We start from the raw sequence: 23,376 nt of genomic DNA, 5'->3' as shown, positions 1-23,376 counted from the left end.
GACAGGCAGTTCAGTTCTCCATATCTCCGGTTGTCCTGTTGACCATATCTCCTGATGTCCGGATATTGCCTGCATGGAACAACTGCAAGAACGCGCCAGCGTCATCGTCTTTGGGTCTCCCAAGGGCGGCGTCGGCAAATCGACCCTTTGCCTTTCCTTGGCAGGGGCGATCGTCAGGGGTGGGGGCAAGGTTCTGATCCTTGACCTCGACAACAACAAAACCCTCGCCGACTGGTACGAAAAGTATCCCGACGCTGTTGCGGGCCTCACCGTCAAGGCGCTGGCCAGCGACCAGCTAACCGACACGCTCGAATCCCAGGTTGACGCCGGGTATGATTCCATCCTCATCGATGTCGCCGGTTCGGCGGAGAGGGCTCTGTACATCGCCGCCACGGCTGCGGATCTGATCATCACACCCGCCCGCATCAGCGGCCCCGACCTCGTGCAGGCGACGCGGCTTCTGCGTGACATTCGCGCTGTCACGCGCGGCCAGATCAAGAAGATCCCGCACCTCATTCTCCTGAACGATGTTCACCCGCTTCATCCGGCCTATCAGACAGCCGCCGTCGAGCAGATCGATGCGGCCGGTTTGCCAAGATTCCGGACGCTCCTTTATAACCGCGCGGCCTACCGGGAAGCCTTCCTCACCGGGAAGCCCCCGCATTTTGCCGACGACACACGGGCTCCTGTCAAAAAGACCATTGAGGAGATCGATGCCCTCCTGGGTGAAGTCCTCGACATCATCAATCCGGAGGAGGCCGTCCATGAACTCGCCGCTTAAACTGAAACGCCGGGATACGTTCAACCTCGGCCTTGGCCCTGCGATGGAAGAGTTCATGGACGAGAAGCAGATCCCGGCGCTGGTGGTGCCCGAGGCTGTCCCTCAGGACGTCGCCGACAGCGCGCCCCGCCAAGCCGTGGTGCATTCAATCGCGCCGCAGCCCGAGCCCGTGCGACTCCGGCCGAAGCCCGTCAGGCCGAAAGCCGAGCAGAGCGAGCCCGATGCCGCATCTGGAAAACGGACCTCCATCACGATCTATGCGCCCGAGTATGTCTCAAAGGCCCTCAGGAAACGCGCGTTCGAGAAGGACATGACGGTGACGGCTTATATCCTTCATGCGCTGGCGCTGGCAAAGATCCCGGTGCGGAAGGAAGATCTCCTTTGCGACGGCAGGAAGTCCGACTCTGCTGCGCGGATCGATATCCTGAGGGATTAGGCGCCTTACGGTTCCAGCGCCCTGCTTTGCGGAAGCCCCGTCAGTCGCAATTCTCCCGCCTCCCATAAGCCTCTGCACTCGGCGCACTTGTACTTTTGACCACCCCGGTCAAAGGGGTGCGGCCTTAGGGAGGTGCAGATGAGAAAGTGGTTTACATTCTCGTACTTCGCGATTCTTTCGGCACAATCCTATCTCTTAGCGCCTGAAGAGTGGCGCCTGTTGGCGGCTCTCTGGGGCGCTATACTTGGGCTAGTTCTATCGTTCCTGTCTATTATTGCAGATACTTTACAGAGGATTAGACAGGAAGAGAGAGACGTGTAGCGTGTCCCTCGAACAGCCGGTGAAAACCGGCTGTTTCGTTTATGTCCTGCCGAAGTCCTGCACCCGCAGCCACCGGAACTCCGTCGCCACGGAATGCCCATGTTTCCACACCAGCCAGCAATACCGCTGCTTTGCGATGGTGGTGGTCGCCCGTGCGGGGTCGCCATACGGCCAGCAGATGCATTCGTCGAGCGCATAGATGACGGCGGGTGGGTGGCTCACGTAAAACGCATGCCGCAGCGGATGACAAAGGCTCGACAGGTTCAGCAGCATCGCGACCGTGCCGCCGCTCTCGGCGGTCAGCTCCAGCGCGTGCTTCACGAACATATCGGCGAGCCCGCGCCCGTAGGGTGGATTGGTGACGATGTGCCTCGCCAGCGGCTTTCGCTCAGCAAGGAAATCCCGGCCCGGTTCACCGTAACCGTAATCGACCAGGTCGGTGGACACGACGTCGTACCCGGCAGCAATCAGTTCCGTCGAGATCCAACCGGTGCCGCAGGCGGGCTCCCAGATGGGACCGTCGAACGTCTCAGCCGAAAGGAGGGCGCGGGTTGCCTCAGGTGGCGTCGGGTAGAACTCATAGGCAGCCCGATTGGGATGGAGCCGTGGCCCGAACCGGAAGGCCCGGGCAGTCTCGGTGACGAGATGGCGGGTGCGAAGCTCATGGGGCAGGAGGAGACGAGGGGCGCTCATTGGGCGGCCTCCTCGATGTCCAGTTCAACGCCGCCCTGTTCGCCGGAGATGTATCGGGCGCGGTCGGCTTCCGACCAGCCGTAGTAGGTTTCCAGGGCAACGTCTTCGGCAGCTTCCTCGTTTTCGGCCCTGACCGTGAACTGAAACACGTTCCGTTCGTACAGGATGATAGTGAAGTCCTTGCAGGAGGGATTGACGGTGCTCATTCGTCGGCCTCCTGTTCGTCGATGATCTCGAAACCGTCGACGCCGCTGGCCTGATGGGAGAATTCTCCACGGCCGTGCCTTTCGTAAGAGGCCCGGGCTTGTGCCTTGGCCTCATCCGCCGAGGCGGCATCGACGCAGATGTTCCAGGTCTCCCACATGATCATCGCGACGGTGTAGCTCTTGAGCTGACTCATTGGGCGTCTTCTTCGTCGTCGTTCCAGCTGTAGACGGGATTATCGTCGAGGTGGTCGTGGGCGAACCAGGCATCGAGCAGGTCCTCCAGTTCCTGGTCGGACCTTGCCCGGAGCCTGAACTCCGGGAATTGGTCGGCGAGGAAGGCGTAGTCGCTGCGGCTCATCGGGCGGCCTCCCCTTGGGTTTGCGCGTCGGCTTTGTTGGCGCGGATGACGAGGCGTCCGCTGGCATCGGTCGGGATGAAGTCGAGGCTCAGGTTCAGGCCCTCGCCGTCCTCGTGGATCCAGGCGGCGCCGATCTTCGTCCAGTAAGCGTTCTTGCCTTCGCCCCGGATGTGGAAGACGCCGTGGGTGGGCTTTCTTCCGGGTTGCTGCTTGTTGCTCATGATGGGTTTCTCCTTTTGGTTCGAGACCGCACCCTTTGCGGCCTGTCGGGTAAGGAGAGGGACACCGGCCATGAGCGGGCCTGCCAACGGGGAGGGGCATCGCCCGGCTGCACAAGCGAAGCGCGGAAGCTGGGGAAGCCCCTTGGCTGGTACGCGCCGGGGTCCAGACCACCCGACATTTCAAGGCCGCTTGGGGAGGATTTCCTTGCCAAAGGAGAGCCCCGTCAGGGCATCGGCGTCCAAGCGGAGTCCACCCCGGTCTTCCTCGGGGCAGGCAACGCCTCGTCTGGGCCTTCAGGCGGCGTTTTGGATAGAGAAGGGATCGGCAGATGGGCCGGGCATGCCAAGGCTCAGGAAACCCACGACGCGGGCCACTAGGCACCCCGCTGACTAACGGCCCGAACGCAAACTCTGGTGACCTGCATCGGACGCTGGAGATGGAGCCTTGCCGCACCTAACCCTGAAGCTCTCTGGCATGGACCACCGGGACCGAGCGTGCGAATTACATATCACACCTATTGTGATTAGGTATGATATGACCTATACTGTGGTCGAGAAGAGGGAGCAGACTATGTCCACCCAATACCGCAAAACCGTCTCCCTGACGGACCGGGATGACCGCTTCATCAGCGCCCAGATTGAGAGTGGCGAATACGGCAATGCCAGCGAAGTGGTGCGTGCCGGACTACGCCTTCTGGAACAAGAGAAGCTGAAGCTCAAGGCCCTGCGGCAGGCTATCGCCGAGGGCGATGCCGACTTGGCTGCCGGGCGCTTCCGGAGCTACAAAGCGGGAGACCTGGTGCGGGAAATGCAGGACGCCATCAAACGCTGAGCCCCGTCTCGCCAAAGGTTGAAAAGCCGCTTACAGTGCGGCATGCCGACTCACCCTCCGCTTTCCCCCAAACGGCTCGACATTTCCGATGCCGCTCGCGCTGATATCCGCGAAACCATCACACATCTGACGGAGAAGGCGGGTGGCGAGGTTGCCATGCGCTTCCTTCAGCGCATCGATGACGAGCTGGTTGCTCTCGCCGATCTTGGTCACAGTGGCGTATCCCGCGAGTGGATAAGCCCCGGCCTTCGCCTGCATGTTCTGGGCGACTATTGCATCTATTTCCGCGTTACCGACCGCGAAACCCGCGTCGTTCGCTTTCTGCATGGCGCAAGGGACGTTAGCGCGATTGTATTCGATTTCGAGCATTAGCCGCAGCAATGCTTCGAAGGAGACAGGAACTACTCCCCAGAAACGGCACTGCCGACCTCGTCTCTTATTGCCGTGTACGCTCGGGGTATTCACCGACCGGTGACTGGTCTGGCATAAGAACGCTGTTCAAAACCGCGCCGAGCCTGACACCTGCTGCCTTGATGCGGTCCCGCACGAAGGGAGCGTTCACGGACAGATAGTGCTCGTCAACAACGACCACCTTCTGGGCGCCTCCGTGATATTCGGGCTGGTATGCGCTGTAGCGGCACCCGTCCGAGGCCCGTTCGCAATAGCCAACCTCCGGCCGCGTCGTAATGGTAAAGGTTTCGTTTGCCCAACTGGCCACGGCCTTGGGGCCAATGTCGCCTGCGAGCCAACGGGAACGGTCGCCGCTGGTTATCTCGGCCTCCAATGACGTAGCGATAGTGTCCGAATCGAATCCCAGCGTCTTTTCAATAAGGCAGCTATCCCACGCGGCATGAAGGCTTCGTCCGCACAGGCCCGACGCGCTAATGAGGTTGCCGCCTTTGTCATCCTCAAAGCTCACATGCATGGGCTGGTGTATATCCCCCATGAAATGCGTCAGGGTCTTCAAAAGACGGAGTTGCTCGGTAACGTCCTGGGCAAAAGCGAGGTCGCGCATATCATCAAGGACGGCGGACACCACACATCGATCCGATACTGGGCATGGTGTCGCTGGATCAATGGACCGGGCCGAACGGGGCAGGTTCACGAAATGCTCCGCAGGCCGCATACGGGGAGACTTGTCGGCGGCTGTGCAAAGGTCAGTAAACGTCCTGTAGCGGGGATCAATCGCTTCCAGCGCATCAACCCTGCCACGGACCTCCGGGCGCAGCTCGTCGTAAGCTATGCGGCAGATGATCCTGTGGCCGGTGTCACCCCATCCGAAGGCAGGACCGGCATGGAATACGGCAGAACAAACTGTAAGGATGGCGGCTGGTATGTGTTTTCTCAAAATCGTCGTCCGTATCAATTATTGAAGTGCGCTACCCGCGCATGGCTTGAAGAAGCACACCGTTTCGATGGAGATCCAAAAACTTCTTCTGGCCGCTCGTGAAGACGCCGACGTTCACGGGATTGTCGGTCTCGACCCCCATCCTCCGAAGGGATGGCCTGTGCGCCACGGGTGAGATGATGAGCCTCCCCGTATCTTCGAAACTGATGAAGCCCCGATCGAATAGGTGATCGATACTCGGCGTGAGAAGAAGACCGTTCTCCCCGTCGAGCCGTTCCTCGTTCGTTGAATCTCGCCAAGGCTTGCAATGGCTGGCAATCAGATGGGTTGGGTTGTCGACTTTAGTTACGCGGCAGCAAGCTTCAATCCGGCTAACCCGGTCCTTGAACAGGCCTTGGCCGCGCCGCGCCCGAATCAACGCCTGGCGGTCGGTCTCCACGATCGTACTGTCCGCCTCGATCCTGTGTTCGATTTTCCGTTCCTGCTCTTCAAGATCGTCAGCCGGGACGGGCAGCACCTCCCCGGCTGCATGCAGGACAACTTGGGCCTCATAACCGATAAGTCCCACGAGGGCATCAGCCATGCCCTCGGGCACCTCAGTGAGGTAGACGGCCTGATTGCCGTTGCCGCTATCCTGGAGCGGACTGTATTTTCGGGGTAGAAGAGCCTTCAGCAGGTCCATGTGGTCTTTAGGCCGGATCCTGTGCGTCAGTTCCGTGAACAGCACGGTGACTTTCCAGCCGATATCTTCCCAATAGGCCCCGGCGTTACCGAACTCGTCTGGCTTGGGGCTTTCCCAGCAGTAGGACTGCGCCACGCCGATGGCACAGATAAGGGTGTCTTTGAAGGAGAATACGATGTCTCCCGGCGCCACCTCTCGCATGGATTCGTAGAAAGCGTTGCGATTACCGTTGGCATTGCGCTTGGGCGACCAGAGGTATCCGCCTCGGATCTCGTGGCGATAGGTCTGGTTCTGATTAACCCACCAAAAGCGCATGGGAAGCCGGTGTAACTACGAACAAGTACCTTCTTACGGGTGCGCTCGGTGACTTGCAATCCCTGGCGATGAGGCATCAGCGCAGGTGCCATGCCCCTTCCAAGCGTCCGCAAAATGAAAAGCCCTCACGAGGAGGGCTTCACGAGGAAATCGGCAGCTTCGGCGGCCCGCGCGGACGCGGTAAACACGGCGCGCTTGTCGGATTTCAGGGCTTTGAGCCAGTTCGCGATATACTGCGCGTGGTCGGGACGCGGCTGCGGGGAGAACCGGAGCTCGGCGCAGAGGAATGCGCTGGTCAGCTCCGCAATCAGCTCCTCCAGGGCGTAGTCGGGCGACCCGAACTTGTTGCCGAGCTTGCGGTTGAGGCGGCGTTCGGCACCGCTCCAGTGCCCGAGCTCATGGAACAGCACGGAATAGTAAGCCTCCGACCGGCATCGATGGGCATTATCCATGAACAGCCCTTCCTCGGGCATCTGGATGTAATCGGCGGACGGACGGTAATAGGCCGCTTCCCCGCCGTGGCGGATGTCGGCGCCGGTGGCGGCAACCACCTCGTCCGCGCGGGCATTGCGGGCGATCGGCCCGAGGTTTTCCGGCATGGGCGGCAGCTCGAACCCCTCGACCTGGCTCGCGTTGAACACGCGGCTCGCCTTTGCGACCCGGCGCTTGCCGTCGTCGTCGGGGTTGGCGGTTTCGGGCTCGACCTCGAACTCCTTGTAGAAGATGACGATGGAGCTTTTGGCGCCCTTCTTCACCTGGGCTCCGAGTTCCTGCCACTGCCGGTAGCTGGCCCAAAGGTTGCGGGTGTATCCGGCAAGCTGGGCCTCGGCCCACAGGGAGACGACGTTAATGCCCCGGTAGCCGTTGCCGGTGGAAGCATTCTTCGGCAGGAGACTGTCGAGGCCCGGGCGATGCCACGGCAGGGAGGCTTCCCCGGCGGATTCAAGGGCGGCGACGATGCGGTCGGTGACGGCCTGATAGACGTCGAGGGAAGGTGCGGCGCGGGTCATGGAAGGTGTCCTTTCCTTCGCCGGGCCTGATTGCCCGGCTCCGCGCCCCGGAAAGCCCGCGCGCGCGAAGACCCGCACCCGTCAGGGCCGCGTCAGCGGAGGGCCTGCCCCTTGCGGGGCGCCGCCGAAGGGCTTAGGCGCTGGGGAAAGCCGGGCAGGCCCGGCGGGAAAGGGGCACAGATGATCCGCGCGCGGCCTCGGAGCACAGGTCGGCCCGTTCTCGGTCGGTTGTTCGGCTGGGAGACCCTCGCTGGCTTCCGGCAAACGTAAGCATCCGGTGAGGGCCGCAGCGTGAGCGCTTGCGGTTGATGACTACGCCGCCAGTTGCAAGCCGGGCTGCTTCCATTCCCAGGGCAGCAGCTCATGGAGTCGGCTTTGCGGCTGGCCTGCGATGCGGGCGAGCACATCGGCCAGCCAAGCCATCGGATCGATGCCGTTGAGTTTGGCCGTCATGATCATCGTCATCATAAAGGCGGCCCGGTCGGCGCCGCGATCTGAACCGGCGAAGAGCCACGACTTTCTTCCGAGCGCAAAACCTCTCAGCGCTCGTTCGGCCGAGTTGTTGCTCAGGCAGATGCGGCTGTCGCCAAGGAAAGCGGCGAACCGATCCCAGCGCTTGAGCAGATAATCGATGGGCCTGGCGACGGAAGCCGAGCGCGACAATCGCGAGCGCTCCTCGCCAAGCGAGGTTTTCAGATCGGCCAGAAGCGGCGCGCTTTGCTTCTGGCGCACGCGCAGGCGCTCGCTGGCGGGAAGGCCGTTGATGGAGCGCTCGATGTCGAACAGCGCGTCGATGCGCTTGACCGCTTCCAGCGCAATCGGGGAGATGGCCGGCGCCTGTTTGCCGCGCTTCGCGTTGGCGGCGATGTCAGCCAGTTCGAAGAACTGGCGCCTGGCGTGCGCCCAGCACAGCGCCGAGACGATGGCGCCTTTTTCGCGCGCCGGATCGTAAAGCCCGTTATAGCCGCTATAGGCGTCGGCCTGCAAAATGCCGGCGAAGTCTCGAAGATGGCTCTCGGGATGCTCCTGCCTTCGGTCTCGCGAAGCGTAGTAAAGCGCGGCCGGCGGCGCGGTCCCGCCAAAAGGGCGATCGTCTCTGACATAGGTCCAGATGCGGCCGGTGACTGTCTTGCCTTTCGCCAGGATCGGCACCGTCGTGTCGTCGCCAAACAACCGTTCGGCCGAAAGAACATGGGCCTCGATCAGCGCCTGGAGCGGTTGCAGCGCCGCCATGCAGGACCCAACCTGATCGGCCAGCGTCGAGACGGAAAGTTCGACGCCTTCGCGCGCATACCGCTCGCTTTGCCGGTTGAGAGGCTGGTGCTGGCCGAACTTCTCGAACAAGATCATGGCCAAAAGGCCCGGCCCGGCAAAACCGCGCGGCGTTGCATGAAAGGGCGCCGGCGGTTGCGCGATCGCCTCGCAGCACCGGCAGGAGAACTTCTCGCGCACCGTTTGGATGACTTTCCAGCGGCGCGGAACAACCTCGAGCGTCTCGGTGACGTCCTCGCCGAGCTTCGACAGCTTCGTCGAGCCGCAAGACGGACAACATGTCGGCGCCGGGAGCACCACGCGCTCGCGCGGCAGATGCGCCGGGAAAGGCTTGCGCGATGGATGCTTGCGCGTAGAGGATGGCGTGCCTTGCGTCCGGGCTGTGGCTGTCTCGGCGAGAAGCTCGTCCTCGGCCGCGGCTGTCTCCAGCTCTTCGAGCTGAAGCTCCATCTGCTCCAGGAGCCGCGCCTTGTGCTCCGAGCGGCTACCGTAAAGCACCCGCCGCAGCTTCTCGATCTCGAGCCTCAGATGAGCGATCAGCGCGTCCGTGCTGGATGTCGCCGCGCGAGCGCGAGCCGCAACGGCCTCGGCGGAAAGGCGGGCGGCGCGCTCGGCGAGGATCATCGCATGCGCGGCGGCAAGGTCGGAAGGAAGAGCGTCAAGCGGCGTGGTCACCCGACAAGAGAATCATGGTTCGCCAACGTTTTCAAAGGCAAACCGTCAGCCAACCGAAGTCGGTCTCCAGGTTTTTTGCGGATTGCGCCAATCGATCCCGGAGAGCAGATAGCCAAGCTGCGCGGGCGAAATCGAGATCGCGCCGTCAGCCGGGCTCGGCCACAAGAACCGGCCTTTCTCCAGACGCTTCGTAAAAAGGCAGGCGCCCTGGCCGTCATGCCAGATCACCTTCAGAAGATCGCCCCGGCGGCCGCGAAAGCAAAACAGATGGCCGCTCAAAGGATCGCGCTGCAAAACCTCCTGGACCTGCAAGGACAGCGACGGGAAGCCCCTGCGCATATCGGTGTGACCCGTCGCCAGCCACACCCGCACGCCGGTCGGAACCGGGATCATGGTCTCCTCCCGTCGGCAATATCGAGAATGCGCTTCAACGCGCCCATGTCGGCGCCGGGGCCAACCCGCACGCGCCGCCCGTTCAAAAGCTCGATCTCGATGCGATTATCGGCGGCGGGCGCGTCACTGGCGCTGTGATCGTAGATCGTGTCGCGGCTCTTCCCTGGCGCCGTCAGAGAGACCGGCAGGAATGCCGGTGCGGGCTCTGGCTTCTCGTCGTTCTTGGCCAGCTTCCGCCAACGAAACAGAAGGCTTGGCTTGATCCCATGCCTGCGGGCGACCGCTGACACATTCACGCCGGGCTGCAAAGCCTCGGCGATGATCGCCTGCTTCTCGTCCTCGCTCCAGCGGCGCCGGGTATCAGCAACTACGGAATACCGGCGGGCAAAAGTATCTCCAGACATAGGCACGGGCATAGCTCCTGTCGCGACAAGCGTCACAGACAAGACCTGTCTCTTACACGCCCCGCAAGGCGGCCCTCAGCGGAGGCTTACCGGCAAACGCACAGAGAGGCAAGCCAATGCCCAGGAAATAAGCACCTTTGCGCGCCGAAGAGGACGCTCATGGTTGGAGACAACCGAGAGACCCCGTAGCATTCAGCTCGAAGGTCGGGAGGATTCCAGCTGCGGCTTGTCGATGGCTCGGTATGGCTTACGCAGTCTGAGATCGCTGCACTTTTTGAAACGAGCAAGCAAAACGTCAGCCTTCACCTGAAAGCCATATTCGCAGAGGGTGAGTGGTGAAGGATTCAGTTGTCAAGTATTCCTTGATAACTGCTAATGTCCAGGTCAGCAGAGCTGCGGGACACGGCCTCCACGCTTGGTTTGCCGCCGCTGACCTCTATAAAACAGGGCGCTCGACATGAAGACGCATTTAAATTTGGGATCACATCCAAGTCATCCTAGCGGCGATGCGCTTGAAATTAGCCGAGAAAACATCGATAAATTCAGGGTCTCCCTTGCCAAATCCGGCTTTTGACAACTCGGTTTTAAGTGGCTCTTGCTCTACCTCGGAAAGTATCTTGTCCATACTACGTTCATGCCAGCCTAAACGCCCGACTGGCATCCAAAGGAACGAATCTTGGCGTCCATTTGCAAGTTCTTGCTGCACGACGGACTTTTCATTTCGTTCGAGATGAGCAAGGGAAGCAAGTAGCTCAAATTGTTCAAACACAATCTCGAAATCGGGAGTTACGCCTACGAACCGCTTCGACCAGTCAGAAAATAGTTCAAGCAGGTGATCGCTCAAAGGGGTTTTACGTTTCTCAAGCCCTTCAATTTGCTTCCAGGCATCGTGTGCGGTGCCTTTCCAAGTATGGAGGAACAGGGTCTCAACCGTTCTTTGTGGGTCTCTGTCCCGACGACCTATTACGGCATTAAACAGGCGATAGAGGATTCTCCAGCGGCGGGCTCGGGTGAGACCAAGCCCATAAGCGGTGAAGACCAGAACAGCAGGATAAGAGCGAAGATTGAGGTAGCTCGTTATCCCACCGCCGATTTTTTCCGCCTGATCGTAAAGAGTTTGAATAATGTCGAGGAGGAGGGGGAATTCCTTGTCGTCTCCCCACCGACCGAGAACGCCAGCCATCGCCGCCAGCGCCTCGAAAGCTGCTTGGTATCTGCTTACACGCGAGCGAAATTCCGCCTGGCTCCACTGCCCGTGCGGGTTGAATTCGGGCGCTTCAAGTTCCTTTAGAACAATGTCTAATTCTTGAGAGAAAGCTTCATCAAGCTGGACGCGATATTCGGGTTTAGCCAAAAAGCGTTTCGTGCTGGCTACGAGTAGCTCAACGCCGCGCGGGTTTTTGCGATGAGTTTGCTCGATAGTCTGAACCCGGTCTCTAAGACTGGTGAAGAACGTATCGGCGCTTTCGATGGTGATGACCTTGCCTCGGCGATGATTAATGAGTTCTTCGGCTCCGCTCTCTACTTCACCCCGCGCCGCCCAAAATGTGGGGTAGCGCCGATTAGGTGCCCGTAGAAAAGCCGCTCGCAACGCATCATCCCACTGGCCTGACCAGCCACAGATGAGTATTCCATACTCGTCAAGGATGCGATCCAGTAAGGCGTCGTATTTGGCGGGGTACTTACCAAGTTCCTTATCCGTGTTTCGTATGCGAGCGTCTTTGTAATCGCCGTGAAGCTTGAGAATGTAGCACTGCGTATGAGTGACAGGCTCTGCGCCCGCGAGAGCATCCGGAGAGGCGACTATCGTCGGCTCAACGCCGCGTTCGCGCAGAGCGTTTTCCAGCAGACGGTCGAAATTTGTATTCACGAGCACGCGGACATACCCGTCCTTAACCAGATCAGCGATTGCGTAATGTCCGGCCGTTGGGGTCTTCTTTCCCTCTCGTCTCTCCTCTTCGGTGGGCTCGATATAACTATGTAAGATCGAACGGCGCTCGTGGGGAGTGGAGGCTATCTGATCAAGGAGGTGCGAGTAATTCGGCTCTTTTCCTGTCGTATCTCTGTACCAGGTGGCCCAATCGTTTTGATCCTGTTCGCCGCGAGCCAGCCCTATGCGCCGGACGAGGTCTAAGGTAATCTCCCAGCCAGTTGGAATCTCGGCCGCTCGCGAAAGACCAGAGCCAACCAAAAGCGCGAACACTCCTTTGTTCTCGTAAATTGAGAACGCGAGTTGGGTGAGGGTGTCATTGGCCAACAGCGTCAAGGAATGTGGTCCCCGTTTCTAAGGCGTGAATCGACATCCCGCACGAGGTGGGAGGAAACCAATTCACGGGACTTGACATCCTTCATAACTGGGTCGAAATCTCGTCGCTTCCATGCGTTCAAATCAAAATATCTGCTTTCGTATTGCGGGTGTAAACTTTATCGTGGCTATATGCAACGAAGAGGCGCGGCTTTTGCAGCCTTGCGCTCCCCAGACCGCGCAGGCTCATCCCTTTTCCCGAGTAATCCTCCAAATTTCGTCCATCTGCGGGAGAGCTTGTCGCATTACCCCTAGTGCATTGTCAGAAAAATAGGGGAACTTGGTCTTCCCAAATTCAAAAACATGACAATAGTCGGTATTCTGGTCGAGCCGCAGATGTCGTCTGAGTGCTGCAGCTTTGGGCTCGCTTAGGCCCAACGATTTAGCTAGATCTCTTCGACTTAGGTGATATTTCTTTCTTAGGTCTAGCTCCCGTACAGCTGCTGCCTCTTCGGGGTTGTCTGCTGCTACGAATCTAACGGGCGCACCCTGTCGCTTCGTGAAATGGACTTTTACCTCGATTCCTTCACCTTCGATGCTAGTTCCTAAAGAGGTAAGCCTTGGAAATACGGCTCCGAATGCGTTCCCTACGCGAATTGCATTTTCAATTCTATCAATGTCCTTCTCGGAAACGGCCACCTCCTCCACGACGTGTGCTTCCATCGCAAGCAGGGCGCGTATCCTGCCTCGTGCCTCGTCACGTGCTCTGCGCCTTGGGGTGAGAAGTTCGTTGATTTGGGTGAATTCCCGGTCCAAAAGCACGTCAATATTTGCCGGTGGTGTCGTAGAGACCGGCAAAACCCTCAAAGGCAAATGATAGGCCAAGGCATCATCAAAGGAGCCCTTGAGTATTTCGTCGACAACTGTGACTAAGGCTCGGCAGTGCATATAGAGAAGTTGCTCGCTGACGACGAGAAGCCAGTGCTGCTCTGCATCTCGAAGAGCATCGATGGCCCTCATAGCTCCGGCTTGCTCATCGGCAACCCCGCAATTCGCCTGTGCAAGGTTGAGGCATTTTGCGAATCCAAACGATGTAGACGTTTGTTTGTCGAAGATTTTGACCTGTTTTTGCACCAACGCCGCCTTGAGTAACATCTCACAAGCATGTTGAAGGTGAAGAAGAACCGTGGTTGTCCGCCCATCTTCCTCGTAGGAGTTGAATGCGGAGAGGCCTCGTCTTAGCGAGCCAAGCGCCTTCGCTTTCAATGAGCGGGCATCTCGTACGAGCTTCATGATCGGAAGCGCCTTTGTTGACTTCGGCTTCGCCGCTCGCGATGAAGCCCGAATCAGCTCAACCTTAGCGGAAAAAACGAATCGAGGAGGGACAACACGGGAAAAATTTGAACAAAAATGTGCCGATGGCGACAGTATGTACCTTCTGCAGAGCAGAAATATCTCGTGTGTACTGGTTGGCTTTTTTGTTGTCAAATTAAAGTATGCCCGAACCTGATGTAAGGCATAGAGCACGTATCGCGTCATAATAGATTGTATTGGAATTATCTGACGGTATTCTCATGAGGGTGCCGTCACTCACGCTGTGCGAGTGATAGGACGATGGCGTTTGATCTGCCTTATTTTCAATTATAACATAAAGGACGTTATGTAATATAGACGCAGAAAGTAGGAGAGCTGGTCTTTGGTTGTAGTAATAAACGTTATTACGATTGCATAAGCGCGGATTACGTCTTAATGTTGGCGCACAAGGAAAGCACCTTCAATGTCCAATACGACACGCTTCAGCGTCAGCCTGAATAACGACAAGGGCGCCGCCTTGAGGGCTTTGGTCGAAAGTGGTGTTTATCCGTCCCTGAGCTCTGCATTCGATTCCGCCGTGGACCATCTGCTTGAGTTGGAGCGCCAGCGCAAAGCCTGGTGGGAGGAAATCGCCCGGCGTTGCGACGAAGCTGAGGCTCACCCGGAACGGCTACTCAGTCTTGAGGAGTTCGTCCGGGGGCTGGAGGAACAGATTGAACAGGATGAAGCTGGTATGCCAGCGTGAAATCCCGTCGTTTCCAGCTTACCCCCGAGGCGCAACAGGATATTCGGGAGGCGTGGCGTCTTGTTCGCAGGCGTGATGGAAAAGAAAGGGCCGACGCGCTCAAAAACCGCATCCTTGGATTCATCGTCAGCCTGAACGAACTTGCAGAGATCGGTACCCGTCACGAAGAATTTCGACCCGGCTTTCGTAGCAGCGGGGTTCCCGGCCTCAGAACCGTGTCCGTTTTTTTCGTCGTTTCCAGTGACATGGTGACTGTCGTTGGGGTCAGTTATCTGGATCGGAACGTCCTGGACAGGTTGGAAGAACGAGAGTCTTATGAGGCTTGGTTCAACCGCGAGGCAAACAGGGCTATTGCCAAGGCTGATGCTGGCGGGCCATTTGTGCCCCATGACGAGGTCATGGCGCGCTCCAAGTCACGGATCAAGGCTGACAGGAAGGGATGAGCTACGAGATTACCCCTCCCGGCGCTTTTCCCGTTTTGGAACATGAGGGCGGTCCCGCCCTCGCCCGTGCCGAAGAATTCTTCTTCGCCCACATCGAGAACCCGAACACACGCGCCGCTTACCAGCGGGCCGTCAAGGTCTTCTTCCTGTGGATCCGCAAACGGGGCTTGGAGCACTTTTCACAGGTGACGCCAGTGGTCGTCTCTCAATGGGTGCAGGAGATGAAGGCCTCCGATCTGGAAACCGCTACCATCAAGCAGCGGCTCGCCGCTGTGAAGGGCTTTCTCGACTACCTCGCCACCGGCGGCGTCATCCCCACCAACCCGGCCATCAGCGTCCGTGGCCCCAAATACAGCGCCACACGCGGCAAGACGCCGGTTCTCACCGGCTCCCAGGCCGCGCAGCTCCTGAACGCCATCGATGTCACCACCACGGCCGGGCTCCGCGACCGGGCGCTCATTGCGCTCATGACCTACACCTTCGCCCGCATCGGTGCGGTCACCCACATGACGGTGGGCGATCTTTTCCATGAGCGGAACCGCCTCTGGGTTCGCCTGCACGAAAAGGGCGGCAAGCGGCATGAAATGCCCTGCCATCACACCCTTGAGGAATACCGTAAGCGGCGTTCTGACCTCACCTTCCATTTTGCACGAACGGCTGCGAGTGTGACGGTTCATTGAGGGATCGTCTTATGTCTAATCCTGGTCGTAGTCCTATCACGGAGCTTGCGTCGTGCGCGCGGGCCGACACGTTCCAGCGCATTGAGGTGATCACCGGCGTTGCCCGGCGACGGTCGTGGCCGTCCGATGTGAAGGCGGCGATCGTGCAGGAAACGCTTGAGGACGGGGTCGGCGTTTCCGAGGTTGCGCGCCGACACGGCGTGGCTGCGAGCCAGCTTTTCAAATGGCGCCGTGAAGCGGGGCTGAGATCGCGACCGCCCAAACCAGAGCCGGTGACGTTTGCCCCTTTGCTGATCGAGAAAAAGGATGCGCCTCAGCCTGAGCATAAAGAAGAGGCACCGCCATCCGGGCTGATCGAACTCGAACTCGCAGGGGGACGGGCGCGGATCCCGGTGACGGCCGGCCGCGAGGTTATCCTGGCAATTATCGACGGGCTTTCGATGAGGCGGCGGTGATTTTCGGCGCCATTCCACCTCGGATTTACATCGCGACGCGGCCTGTCGATTTCAGGAAAGGCATGGATGGGCTTGCGGCCACGGTTCAGGAGGTCTTGAAGCTCGATCCGTTTTGCGGCGCTGCCTTCATCTTCCGCTCCAAGCGGGCGGACCGGATCAAGATTTTGATCTGGGATGGCTCGGGGCTGATCCTGATCTACAAGCGGCTCGAGGATGCGAAGTTCCGCTGGCCAAGGATCGAGGACGGGGTCATGCGTCTGTCGCCTGCGCAAGCGTCCGCCTTGTTCGAGGGCTTGGACTGGGCCCGGGTCCGTGCGGTTCGAAGGGCGCGTCCTCAGGCGGTGCAATAAGCCTGATATCTCTCTGTTTTTGCGTGATTGTGATTGCAAATCATGGTGCTGTTCGCGTCATGATTGCAGCTACGGATCAGCTCCCTGACGATATCGGCGTCCTGAAAGCTCTGGTGGCGCACTGGGCGGAACAAGCGTCGGCGAAAGACGCAGCGCTCGCCGAAAAGGACGCCGAACTGGCCCGCGTTCAGGGCGCCAATGCGAGATTGTGGGAGACGCTGCGCCAGCTGCGTCGCGCGCAGTTCGGCCGCAAATCGGAGAAGCTCGATCCCGATCAGTTGAGCCTCGCCATGGAGGAGACCGAGCAGGCGATCGCCGAAACGGGTGCCACGGATGAGACCTCGAACGCGACGCTGAAAGCGTCGCGCAAAGGACCCCGCTCTGTCAATCGCGGGGCGCTGCCCTCCCATCTGCCGCGGGAGGAGATCGTCATCGAACCGGAAAGCACAGCTTGTCCGTGTTGTGGCGGTGCCATGCATGTCATGGGCGAGGATCGCTCGGAGCGGCTGGACGTGATCCCGGCCCAGTTCAAAGTGATCGTGACGCGCCGGCCGAAATATGCCTGCCGGGCCTGCGAAGGCGCTGTGGTTCAGGCTCGGGCGCCAACGCGTCTGATCGAGGCCGGCATCCCGACCGAGGCACTGGTCGCTCACGTTCTGACCGCGAAATATGCCGATCACTGTCCGCTGTATCGGCAGGCGCAAATCTATCGCCGCCAGGGCGTCGATCTCGATCGCTCCACGCTCGCTGACTGGGTCGGCAAAGCGGCGGCGCTTCTGGCGCCGCTTCAGACGCGCCTGTTCGAGATCCTGAAAACCTCGCCGAAACTGTTCGCCGACGAGACGCGCTGCCCCGTCCTGGATCCGGGACGAAAGCGCGTGAAGCTCGGCCAGCTCTGGGCTTACGCCCGCGACGACAGGCCCTGGGGCGGCTCCGATCCGCCCGCCGTTGTCTACTGCTATGCGCCAGGCCGCGGATCGGAGCATGTGAAAAGCCATCTCGCAGGCTTCAGCGGGATCCTGCAGGTCGATGGCTATAGCGCCTACAAGGACCTCGCGAGCAACCGGCCAGCGTCGGCACCGCTCATCCTGTCCTTCTGCTGGACGCACCTGAGGAGGCGGTTCTATGAAATCGCTGTGGGCGGCAACGCGCCGCTCGCCGACGCCGCGCTCGCGCAGATCGCAGCGCTTTACAAAATCGAGGAAACCATCCGTGGCCAGAGCGCCGAAGCGCGCCGCAAGGTCCGACAGGCCAAGAGCATGCCGCTACTCGATCGTTTCAAGTCCTGGTTTGAAAAGACCCTCTCCCTCGTTCCCGGCGGCTCCAAAATGGCCAAGGCCATCCGCTATGCTCTCCACCATTGGGACGGCCTCATCCTGTTCGCGAACGACGGGCGCATCGAGATGGACACCAACACCGTCGAGCGTTCCATCAGGCCCTTGGCTCTGAACAGGAAAAACGCACTCTTCGCCGGCCACGACCGCGGAGCAGAGCATTGGGGAATCGTCGCTTCGCTCATTGAAACGGCCAAACTCAATGGCGTCGATCCACAGGCCTGGCTCGCCAGCATTCTCTCACGCCTCGTCAATGGCTGGCCGATGCGCAAAATCGATGAACTCATGCCCTGGGCCTTTGCCGTTCACCAAAAGGCTGCTCCCGTGGTCTGAGAACACCGCTTACGGAATACCTCCGCGACTACCTTGAAAAAACCGGGCTGGACGGTCAGTCGGCACGGCCGCTGTTTCCTTCCCTGTCGCGTTCCCGTGAACTCACCAATCGCCCGCTGCATCGGGTGGAAGCCTGGGCGATGGTACGGCGCCGCGCCCAAGCCGCAGGGCTTAAAACGGCCGTGGTGAACCACACCTTCCGCGCCACCGGCATCACCAGCTACCTCGAAAACGGCGGCGTCCTTGAGCGCGCGCGGGCGATGGCCAACCACTCGTCTACCCGCACCACCCAGCTCTATGACCGGCGCAATGACCGCGCGACTCTGGATGATGTGGAGCTCATTCGACTTTCTTGATTATTTCTGCGAAGTATAGCCGTATCCTGGTCAGCCAGCCCGAGCTTGTTCAGGTTGGGAGAATAGTGAGCCAGACTGGTTCAAGACTTTAATAACCTGATCAACGACTTCGACACTACCAAGATTTTCGATGGAACTGGGCGGCAGGGGCGATCCTCCTTCACAGGCCGTGAGAAACGCTTCGAAAATATCGACTGGCAAGAATTTCCCAACACTGCGTGCCAGCTCTGTCGACTGCTCACGGGCTGCGATTAATACGGCGAGCAGAATGGCACGCCTGTCAGGGTACGAGGCCAGCGCTGCAGCACATTCAAGAATATGGGCATTGCTTCCTCGCATACCCAAGACGAACACCATCGGTACCACCCTTGAGGGATGCGCCAGCTTAAGAAAGTGCGGGTTAATGCGATCGGCATCCTGTTCTTTGAGACGGTCTACGGCCCCAACAACAGCCCACGCTGCCTGCGCACATCGGGAAATTTTGCCTCGATCAGCTAGTGCCAGGTTAAAAACTCGCTGGAAGGCCGATTCAGAGCCTTTTTCAGCCAACGTTGCGAGAATGTTCTCCCGCACCTTAGGATCCTGCGTGTTGCTTTGCAGGTTCCAAAGGGTTTCGGTGTATTCGTCGGGAAGGGACGACAGGTCACAAAGTGTCTGGGTGGCTATTCGTGCAATCGGGTAGTCGGCAAATTCAAAGTAAGAAGCCGTATGTTCTGCCCAGTCGTCATGCGCCAGATCAATCAGCGTTTTCAGATATGAAGGTTCGGGATTCTGGTTCAGCAGATTCACCAGGTCCCTTCGAACATAACCGCTGGGGTCTTTGCCCAGAGCCAGCAGCTCCGGCGGCAACGGACCTGTGGTCCGCTTGGCAAGCGCCGAAAGCGCCACGCAGCGCACTTCCGCATATCGGTGCTGTAGCGCATTCCGAACGCGCTGCCATAAACCTTGAGAAACCGCAATATCAGCCGATTGCTTGGCAATATCGCGGCTGTCGGATTGATTTAACACATCGAGGTAGGAGGCAACATCTTTTCTAGCTCCCGCAAGTCCTTGCGCGATACGCAACCGCAATCGATCATTAGATCCAGGGTCAACGGTGCTGAGAAGGTCGATGGCTTCTTCGTCCACCAGCACTTCATCCGAGGCACTTACGAAATTTACAGCGGCGTGCACGCTCTTCGGGAACACTTTGAGGATGTTCGAGAGCAAGCTCTTGGCCGCCTCGTCGTTATCGAACTGTCCCCATTTGCAATCCAAGGTCAACTCAAGCAGCCGACGGATATCCCCGCGCGAAAGTAAATCGGCCGCTAGGCCGGATGCGCGCTGAGACATATGCCGTGCAAAACACCCAACCGCCGAGGCGCGAATCAACGGGCTTTGATGCCCCTCTAAAACGCGCGTGAGAAGACGATCTTCAAGAAACGGACGCCACCGCTGTTCAGCCACATGCCAGAAATTGTCTTCGTATGGGCTTCCCCAGGCTAGGCTACATAGCGCAGCAAGCTCGTCGTCGGAGACCGAAGTTTGACCCGCGACGCGGATCCAATCGTTCAATAAGTCAGTGACCTGTTGATGGTCGCGCAGGGCAGTCCATCCTCGCACGCGCCGCATTTCCTGAACGTAAGTTTCAAGCATAACTCCAGCGGCGTAACCTTCGTCCTCATTCAACATGTAGTCCGCATAATCGCCATTGAACTCGCCATCGGCGGCTGCGATTGCGGTGGCCAACTCGGAAGTACTGCGGGGTTCGTTCAGTATTTGTATTGCCTGACTCGCAACGGCAGCAAACGCGTCAAGATCAGCAGCAGCCTCCTTGGCAATCATATTGACACTGCCATGAAAGCCGGAACGAGCAAGCCTCGTAGCGGCCACCAAAAAATCCTTTGTGATATCTGGGGCTAGGCGTCTTAACAATGGCGGCCAATCTGATGAGTAATCGTGAGGACCTATCGGCATAACCTGGCGCACGAAAATGCCTGCAATTCGAGCGATGTCAGGGTCACTCTGCATTCGTTGATACCAGGCTTCATCTCGAACGGGCGCGGCCCACTCATCATCAAACAGGTGGCGCTGAAGGTCACGCTCAAACAGCCAACGCGAAAACTCGGCGGTCGCTGAACTTTCGGAACCAACATCTGCGGCAAGTTGTAGGTCCTCCTCAAAATGGGGGCTTTCGGTTGTAAGGCGTTTGCGAAACCAAGTATCGAGGGCGATTTGAGACGCAGGTGTTACCTGGATTGTAAACGCCTTTTGCCGCCTTACCGCCTGAATGAGCCGGGCGGCTGGTTCGTAACCCCACTCTGTCGAGTGATCCAGGGCTAGTAGTTCATCCACCAAATAGCCAAGCACACGTCTGGTAAGCTGTTTTTTCTCACCAATGGCGGTTTCCAGCCCGGCCTCAACCCGCGGGTGATAATAGCTGACGATGGAATCCACCTGACGGAGATTCCTGCCTGCTACCAGAAAGTTGATAAAGGGCTCTAATCCATCCTCAAAATCCCTGTCTCGCTGCGCAAGTCTAGTTTCTATGGCGGGAAGAGTTGAGGCACGGGACACTTTCGAGCAGGCCTTAAGAAGCCCCCATACGACGGCCGCGCTACCCCAGGCATCCCGGTTTCTAACCTGACTGACCACGGTCGCCTCAATCGAATCCCGGTGAGCAGCCTCCAGGCACTGCCGGATAAACTCAGGATCGTTTATTTCTGGTTCTCGTGTATCGATCAGACCATCGAAGAATTTCTGAATTTCAAGTGGAGTAGCAAGTTCCCCTAAAACGTGATCTCGGCTCTGTACAGCTAACCTCTGGAGTTGGGGTGGCAGCGCTCGTACACGGTTATCAAACAACTGGTGGCGTTGCCGAAGGCCGTAGTGTTCGGACTCAAGCTCTGCGAACCACCTGTTCAAGAGCTTGCGTGTGTGGGCTTCGCCTAAAACATCTGAACGGCTAGTGATGATAAAGAGCCGGTTAGGCTTGGAAGTCTTGAGAAACTCGGGCAGTTCGTCATTCCAAGGTTCGGAAGAGGGCTCGAACCGATAGCGCCCCCAGGGATCCTCAATCATGAACACTACCGGGCCATTAGGCGCGTTCCTGACTTGTGCGGGACCTTGCGTAACCCTGATCACCGAAAGGCCTGGTATTGCTTCGCGCAGTTCGCTCATGAGGACTTCGGCGGCTGTAGTCTTACCGGTGCCCGAATGCCCCACAATAATGATGGCGTGCCGCTCCTCAAGCTGCTGTTTGAACTGTGCCCAATTGGTTGGCTTTACGAAGCTTTCCGCTTCGGCGGAGCTGGCGATCATACCATCATGGGCTTTGATCGTTAATTCAAGATCCGTCCGTGCCCAAATACCATTGAAATCGCCGCGCATGCGTCTTAGCGCTTCGTGTTGGAGGGCTCTGACGCAATCCTCATACCGCGAATGCGGCACCTTGAAGCTGTCTTCCAATAATTCCCGCAAACGCCTGGGAATCTTGAACTCCAAGTCCTCGCCAGCAAGAACTGCTAGGCGACCGGCAGCGTCGGGGACAGCTGATCTAAGAGATGAGGGCAAATCTGCAGGCGGGGGCCAAGCTCCGAAAACTTGCACCCCGAGTTTCCGCGCCTTGCCGGAAAGAGCCGCGCTTGTAACCAGAACATATTTGGTGCTGGGATCATCTTTCAGCCGCGACGCGGCGGGAAGACGCTCGCTGCCATGCGTGAGGAGGGATTTTAGGCCCTGGACGTTCCAAGTATCGGTACTGCGCAGTTTCGCCTGAATAATGAGGCGATAGCTCTCATAATTAGCCCGAGCAGCCATCGGGCCTTGTTCAGTATCATCTAGGTCTGCCTCAAGATCCTCCTGACTCGTTGGTTCCAGAATCACCTCATTTGCGGCCTTCTTGGCGAGCAGAAGGTCCAGTGCCGCCCAAACCGAGACATTGACCTGATACCAAAAGCCATTCAGGGCCTGGGTGCCCGGCGCTGTTGTCTCGGAGGTAGTCGCATCGGTTGTCATGATAGAAGTTCTTGATTGGATGTGTTTTCCGCAGCGTGCCTTCACTCGTGGGAGGACATTGCCACGGTTGAGGCGGGGGCGATAGCGGTGAGAATATTTTTTCTTGTGCCTGTAAGAGGGTATGTCGTTAATGGCTGAGCTGGCGCCTCAAGTTCTCATCGAATTTAGTATCATAAAGTCAAAGTGACTACGGCGACATCTGCGCGCAAGCAAGAGCTGCTATCCTCTTGCAAGGAGCTACACTTGGGTCGCCGCATGGCTGGAAACGATTCATCGGGGCTTTGGCGCTTCTTCACGCGCGGGCCGGGCCTTTTTTATACGTGGCCGTTCTTTCCCCTGTTCAAGTATTTGCCCATTCTGTTCGGGTCGCACCCTTCCTCCGGCCCCGGCAGGGCTGTCTCCCGGCAGCCCAAGCCCGATCATCCTTCCCTTGCCCCAAAACGCGGCTTTCTCCGTCGCCTTCTCCGGGTGTCCAGGGGAGCGTGGCGTGCCATGCGGCCCACAAAGGCGCCGCAGCCTGCAAAACCTCAGCCGGTGGCACCGGCGCCAAAGCCCGCGCCCGCCATGCGGAACGCCCCAGCTATCCAGCCTGCCGAGCCAAAGCCGCAGGAATGGAAGCGGGCCGAACCTGTACCGGTGCCGCGTGTCGAGGCCAGGGTGTTCATTCCGACGCCGGAGCCGGACTTTCCGCAACCGTCACCCGGGCCGGAGCGCTCCCGCCGACGCACGCGATCGCGCAGCCGGTGATGGGGATATTGCCCACGTGTGACGCATAATTTGTCACTTTAGCTGTGGGGCAGCAGGTCCGTCATGACCGGTGTACACATGCTCAGGCTGCTCGAAGCTCAAAATACGGCTTAGATGCTTGGTTCTTCGTCATGTTTGGTGTTCTGGGATAGAGCTCCGGTAATAATTTTCTCCTCTATCTCTACGGCTTCCTCGCCTTCCGCAATTCTACCGGCTAAGCCAGGATACTGACTTGTGTCGACACGACGTCCAACTATCAAGAGATTACCCTGCGATGTTCGAAAAACAGCCGGACATGCACTGGTCTCTCCCATGCATCGGAGCGACGCAGGAGTTAGTTCGACAATTCCTACAGAAACGGGCGATTTCAGCGCAGAAGAATCAGAATTTGAGGCCACCATTGAAACCCTTTCACTACATCATCATAGTAA

The 23,376-nt window shown here is 58.7% G+C and carries 25 protein-coding genes; 11 read left to right on the top strand and 14 right to left on the bottom strand.

Annotated elements, in window-relative coordinates; genetic code table 11:
• The first annotated feature begins 73 nt into the window (after window positions 1-73).
• Window positions 74-781: a ParA family protein gene (locus tag RVAN_RS07315; protein ID WP_013419111.1), complete on the top strand. Its 708-nt coding sequence runs from the start codon at window positions 74-76 to the stop codon at window positions 779-781.
• The gene (locus tag RVAN_RS07310) at window positions 765-1,217 is read left to right on the top strand and encodes a hypothetical protein (RefSeq protein WP_013419110.1); all 453 of its coding nucleotides are present in this window, start codon (window positions 765-767) and stop codon (window positions 1,215-1,217) included. The genes RVAN_RS07315 and RVAN_RS07310 overlap by 17 nt, the downstream gene beginning before the upstream one ends.
• A gap of 360 nt (window positions 1,218-1,577) precedes the next feature.
• On the opposite strand, the gene RVAN_RS20600 is transcribed toward RVAN_RS07310, so the two are convergent.
• Genes RVAN_RS20600 through RVAN_RS07285 form a run of 5 tightly spaced genes read right to left on the bottom strand, consistent with a single transcriptional unit; the run spans window position 1,578 to window position 3,016 of the window.
• Complete coding sequence (locus RVAN_RS20600) at window positions 1,578-2,231, bottom strand: hypothetical protein (RefSeq protein ID WP_013419108.1); 654 nt, start codon at window positions 2,229-2,231, stop codon at window positions 1,578-1,580.
• Window positions 2,228-2,437: a hypothetical protein gene (locus RVAN_RS07295; RefSeq protein ID WP_013419107.1), complete on the bottom strand. Its 210-nt coding sequence runs from the start codon at window positions 2,435-2,437 to the stop codon at window positions 2,228-2,230. The genes RVAN_RS20600 and RVAN_RS07295 overlap by 4 nt, the downstream gene beginning before the upstream one ends.
• Window positions 2,434-2,631 (bottom strand): hypothetical protein, encoded by a 198-nt coding sequence (locus tag RVAN_RS07290; protein WP_013419106.1) that lies wholly within the window; start codon window positions 2,629-2,631, stop codon window positions 2,434-2,436. Before RVAN_RS07290 ends, RVAN_RS07295 begins: the two co-directional genes overlap by 4 nt.
• Window positions 2,628-2,795 (bottom strand): hypothetical protein, encoded by a 168-nt coding sequence (locus RVAN_RS20465; protein ID WP_013419105.1) that lies wholly within the window; start codon window positions 2,793-2,795, stop codon window positions 2,628-2,630. Before RVAN_RS20465 ends, RVAN_RS07290 begins: the two co-directional genes overlap by 4 nt.
• Window positions 2,792-3,016, bottom strand: a complete 225-nt coding sequence (locus RVAN_RS07285) for a hypothetical protein (protein WP_041788570.1) — start codon at window positions 3,014-3,016, stop codon at window positions 2,792-2,794. The genes RVAN_RS20465 and RVAN_RS07285 overlap by 4 nt, the downstream gene beginning before the upstream one ends.
• 571 nt (window positions 3,017-3,587) lie before the next feature.
• Here RVAN_RS07285 and RVAN_RS07280 point away from each other — a divergent pair.
• Both RVAN_RS07280 and RVAN_RS19575 read left to right on the top strand, forming a co-directional pair.
• Window positions 3,588-3,848: a type II toxin-antitoxin system ParD family antitoxin gene (locus tag RVAN_RS07280; RefSeq protein WP_041788568.1), complete on the top strand. Its 261-nt coding sequence runs from the start codon at window positions 3,588-3,590 to the stop codon at window positions 3,846-3,848.
• 42 nt (window positions 3,849-3,890) lie between these two features.
• Window positions 3,891-4,220 (top strand): type II toxin-antitoxin system RelE/ParE family toxin, encoded by a 330-nt coding sequence (locus tag RVAN_RS19575; protein ID WP_081449413.1) that lies wholly within the window; start codon window positions 3,891-3,893, stop codon window positions 4,218-4,220.
• Between the two features lie 64 nt (window positions 4,221-4,284).
• On the opposite strand, the gene RVAN_RS19570 is transcribed toward RVAN_RS19575, so the two are convergent.
• The 8 genes from RVAN_RS19570 to RVAN_RS07235 all read right to left on the bottom strand — a co-directional run bounded on the left by RVAN_RS19570 (window position 4,285) and on the right by RVAN_RS07235 (window position 13,485).
• A complete protein-coding gene (locus tag RVAN_RS19570; RefSeq protein ID WP_013419101.1) occupies window positions 4,285-5,196 on the bottom strand; it encodes a S1/P1 nuclease in 912 nt (303 codons plus the stop codon).
• Window positions 5,197-5,227: 31 nt separating this feature from the next.
• On the bottom strand, window positions 5,228-6,193 hold the full coding sequence (locus RVAN_RS07265; protein ID WP_013419100.1) for an HNH endonuclease: 966 nt from the start codon (window positions 6,191-6,193) through the stop codon (window positions 5,228-5,230).
• Window positions 6,194-6,318: 125 nt separating this feature from the next.
• Window positions 6,319-7,203: an ArdC family protein gene (locus RVAN_RS07260; protein ID WP_013419099.1), complete on the bottom strand. Its 885-nt coding sequence runs from the start codon at window positions 7,201-7,203 to the stop codon at window positions 6,319-6,321.
• Window positions 7,204-7,515: 312 nt separating this feature from the next.
• A complete protein-coding gene (gene tnpC / locus RVAN_RS07255) occupies window positions 7,516-9,099 on the bottom strand; it encodes an IS66 family transposase (RefSeq protein WP_013419098.1) in 1,584 nt (527 codons plus the stop codon).
• Window positions 9,100-9,195: 96 nt separating this feature from the next.
• Window positions 9,196-9,543, bottom strand: a complete 348-nt coding sequence (gene tnpB, locus RVAN_RS07250; RefSeq protein ID WP_013419097.1) for an IS66 family insertion sequence element accessory protein TnpB — start codon at window positions 9,541-9,543, stop codon at window positions 9,196-9,198.
• On the bottom strand, window positions 9,540-9,947 hold the full coding sequence (gene tnpA / locus RVAN_RS20985; RefSeq protein WP_041787200.1) for an IS66-like element accessory protein TnpA: 408 nt from the start codon (window positions 9,945-9,947) through the stop codon (window positions 9,540-9,542). The genes tnpB (RVAN_RS07250) and tnpA (RVAN_RS20985) overlap by 4 nt, the downstream gene beginning before the upstream one ends.
• Window positions 9,948-10,428: 481 nt before the next feature.
• Window positions 10,429-12,213, bottom strand: coding sequence for an SIR2 family protein (locus RVAN_RS07240; RefSeq protein WP_013419096.1), 1,785 nt, complete (start codon window positions 12,211-12,213; stop codon window positions 10,429-10,431).
• 225 nt (window positions 12,214-12,438) lie between these two features.
• On the bottom strand, window positions 12,439-13,485 hold the full coding sequence (locus tag RVAN_RS07235) for a hypothetical protein (RefSeq protein ID WP_041787332.1): 1,047 nt from the start codon (window positions 13,483-13,485) through the stop codon (window positions 12,439-12,441).
• 484 nt (window positions 13,486-13,969) lie between these two features.
• Between RVAN_RS07235 and RVAN_RS07230 the strand changes: the two genes are divergently transcribed.
• The 7 genes from RVAN_RS07230 to RVAN_RS19565 are packed head-to-tail and all read left to right on the top strand — an operon-like array spanning window position 13,970 to window position 18,202.
• Window positions 13,970-14,251: a hypothetical protein gene (locus tag RVAN_RS07230; protein WP_013419094.1), complete on the top strand. Its 282-nt coding sequence runs from the start codon at window positions 13,970-13,972 to the stop codon at window positions 14,249-14,251.
• Window positions 14,248-14,694 carry a type II toxin-antitoxin system RelE/ParE family toxin gene (locus RVAN_RS07225; RefSeq protein ID WP_013419093.1) on the top strand — a complete coding sequence of 149 codons (447 nt, stop codon included), beginning with the start codon at window positions 14,248-14,250 and terminating at the stop codon, window positions 14,692-14,694. Before RVAN_RS07230 ends, RVAN_RS07225 begins: the two co-directional genes overlap by 4 nt.
• Entirely contained in the window at window positions 14,691-15,374 is a 684-nt protein-coding gene (locus RVAN_RS07220; protein ID WP_081449411.1) for a site-specific integrase, read from the top strand. The genes RVAN_RS07225 and RVAN_RS07220 overlap by 4 nt, the downstream gene beginning before the upstream one ends.
• An 11-nt stretch (window positions 15,375-15,385) precedes the next feature.
• Complete coding sequence (gene tnpA, locus RVAN_RS07215; RefSeq protein WP_013419092.1) at window positions 15,386-15,829, top strand: IS66-like element accessory protein TnpA; 444 nt, start codon at window positions 15,386-15,388, stop codon at window positions 15,827-15,829.
• Window positions 15,826-16,179: an IS66 family insertion sequence element accessory protein TnpB gene (gene tnpB / locus RVAN_RS07210; protein WP_013419091.1), complete on the top strand. Its 354-nt coding sequence runs from the start codon at window positions 15,826-15,828 to the stop codon at window positions 16,177-16,179. The genes tnpA (RVAN_RS07215) and tnpB (RVAN_RS07210) overlap by 4 nt, the downstream gene beginning before the upstream one ends.
• Window positions 16,180-16,238: 59 nt before the next feature.
• Complete coding sequence (gene tnpC, locus RVAN_RS07205) at window positions 16,239-17,846, top strand: IS66 family transposase (RefSeq protein ID WP_013419090.1); 1,608 nt, start codon at window positions 16,239-16,241, stop codon at window positions 17,844-17,846.
• Window positions 17,804-18,202 (top strand): tyrosine-type recombinase/integrase, encoded by a 399-nt coding sequence (locus RVAN_RS19565; protein ID WP_081449410.1) that lies wholly within the window; start codon window positions 17,804-17,806, stop codon window positions 18,200-18,202. The genes tnpC (RVAN_RS07205) and RVAN_RS19565 overlap by 43 nt, the downstream gene beginning before the upstream one ends.
• A gap of 30 nt (window positions 18,203-18,232) precedes the next feature.
• On the opposite strand, the gene RVAN_RS07195 is transcribed toward RVAN_RS19565, so the two are convergent.
• Window positions 18,233-22,198, bottom strand: a complete 3,966-nt coding sequence (locus tag RVAN_RS07195; RefSeq protein ID WP_013419089.1) for a HEAT repeat domain-containing protein — start codon at window positions 22,196-22,198, stop codon at window positions 18,233-18,235.
• Between the last annotated feature and the right edge of the window lie 1,178 nt (window positions 22,199-23,376).

This window comes from Rhodomicrobium vannielii ATCC 17100, assembly GCF_000166055.1.
Classification (GTDB): domain Bacteria; phylum Pseudomonadota; class Alphaproteobacteria; order Rhizobiales; family Rhodomicrobiaceae; genus Rhodomicrobium; species Rhodomicrobium vannielii.
Note: the sequence above shows the minus strand (reverse complement) of the source record. Positions and strands in the feature narration are given on the sequence as shown.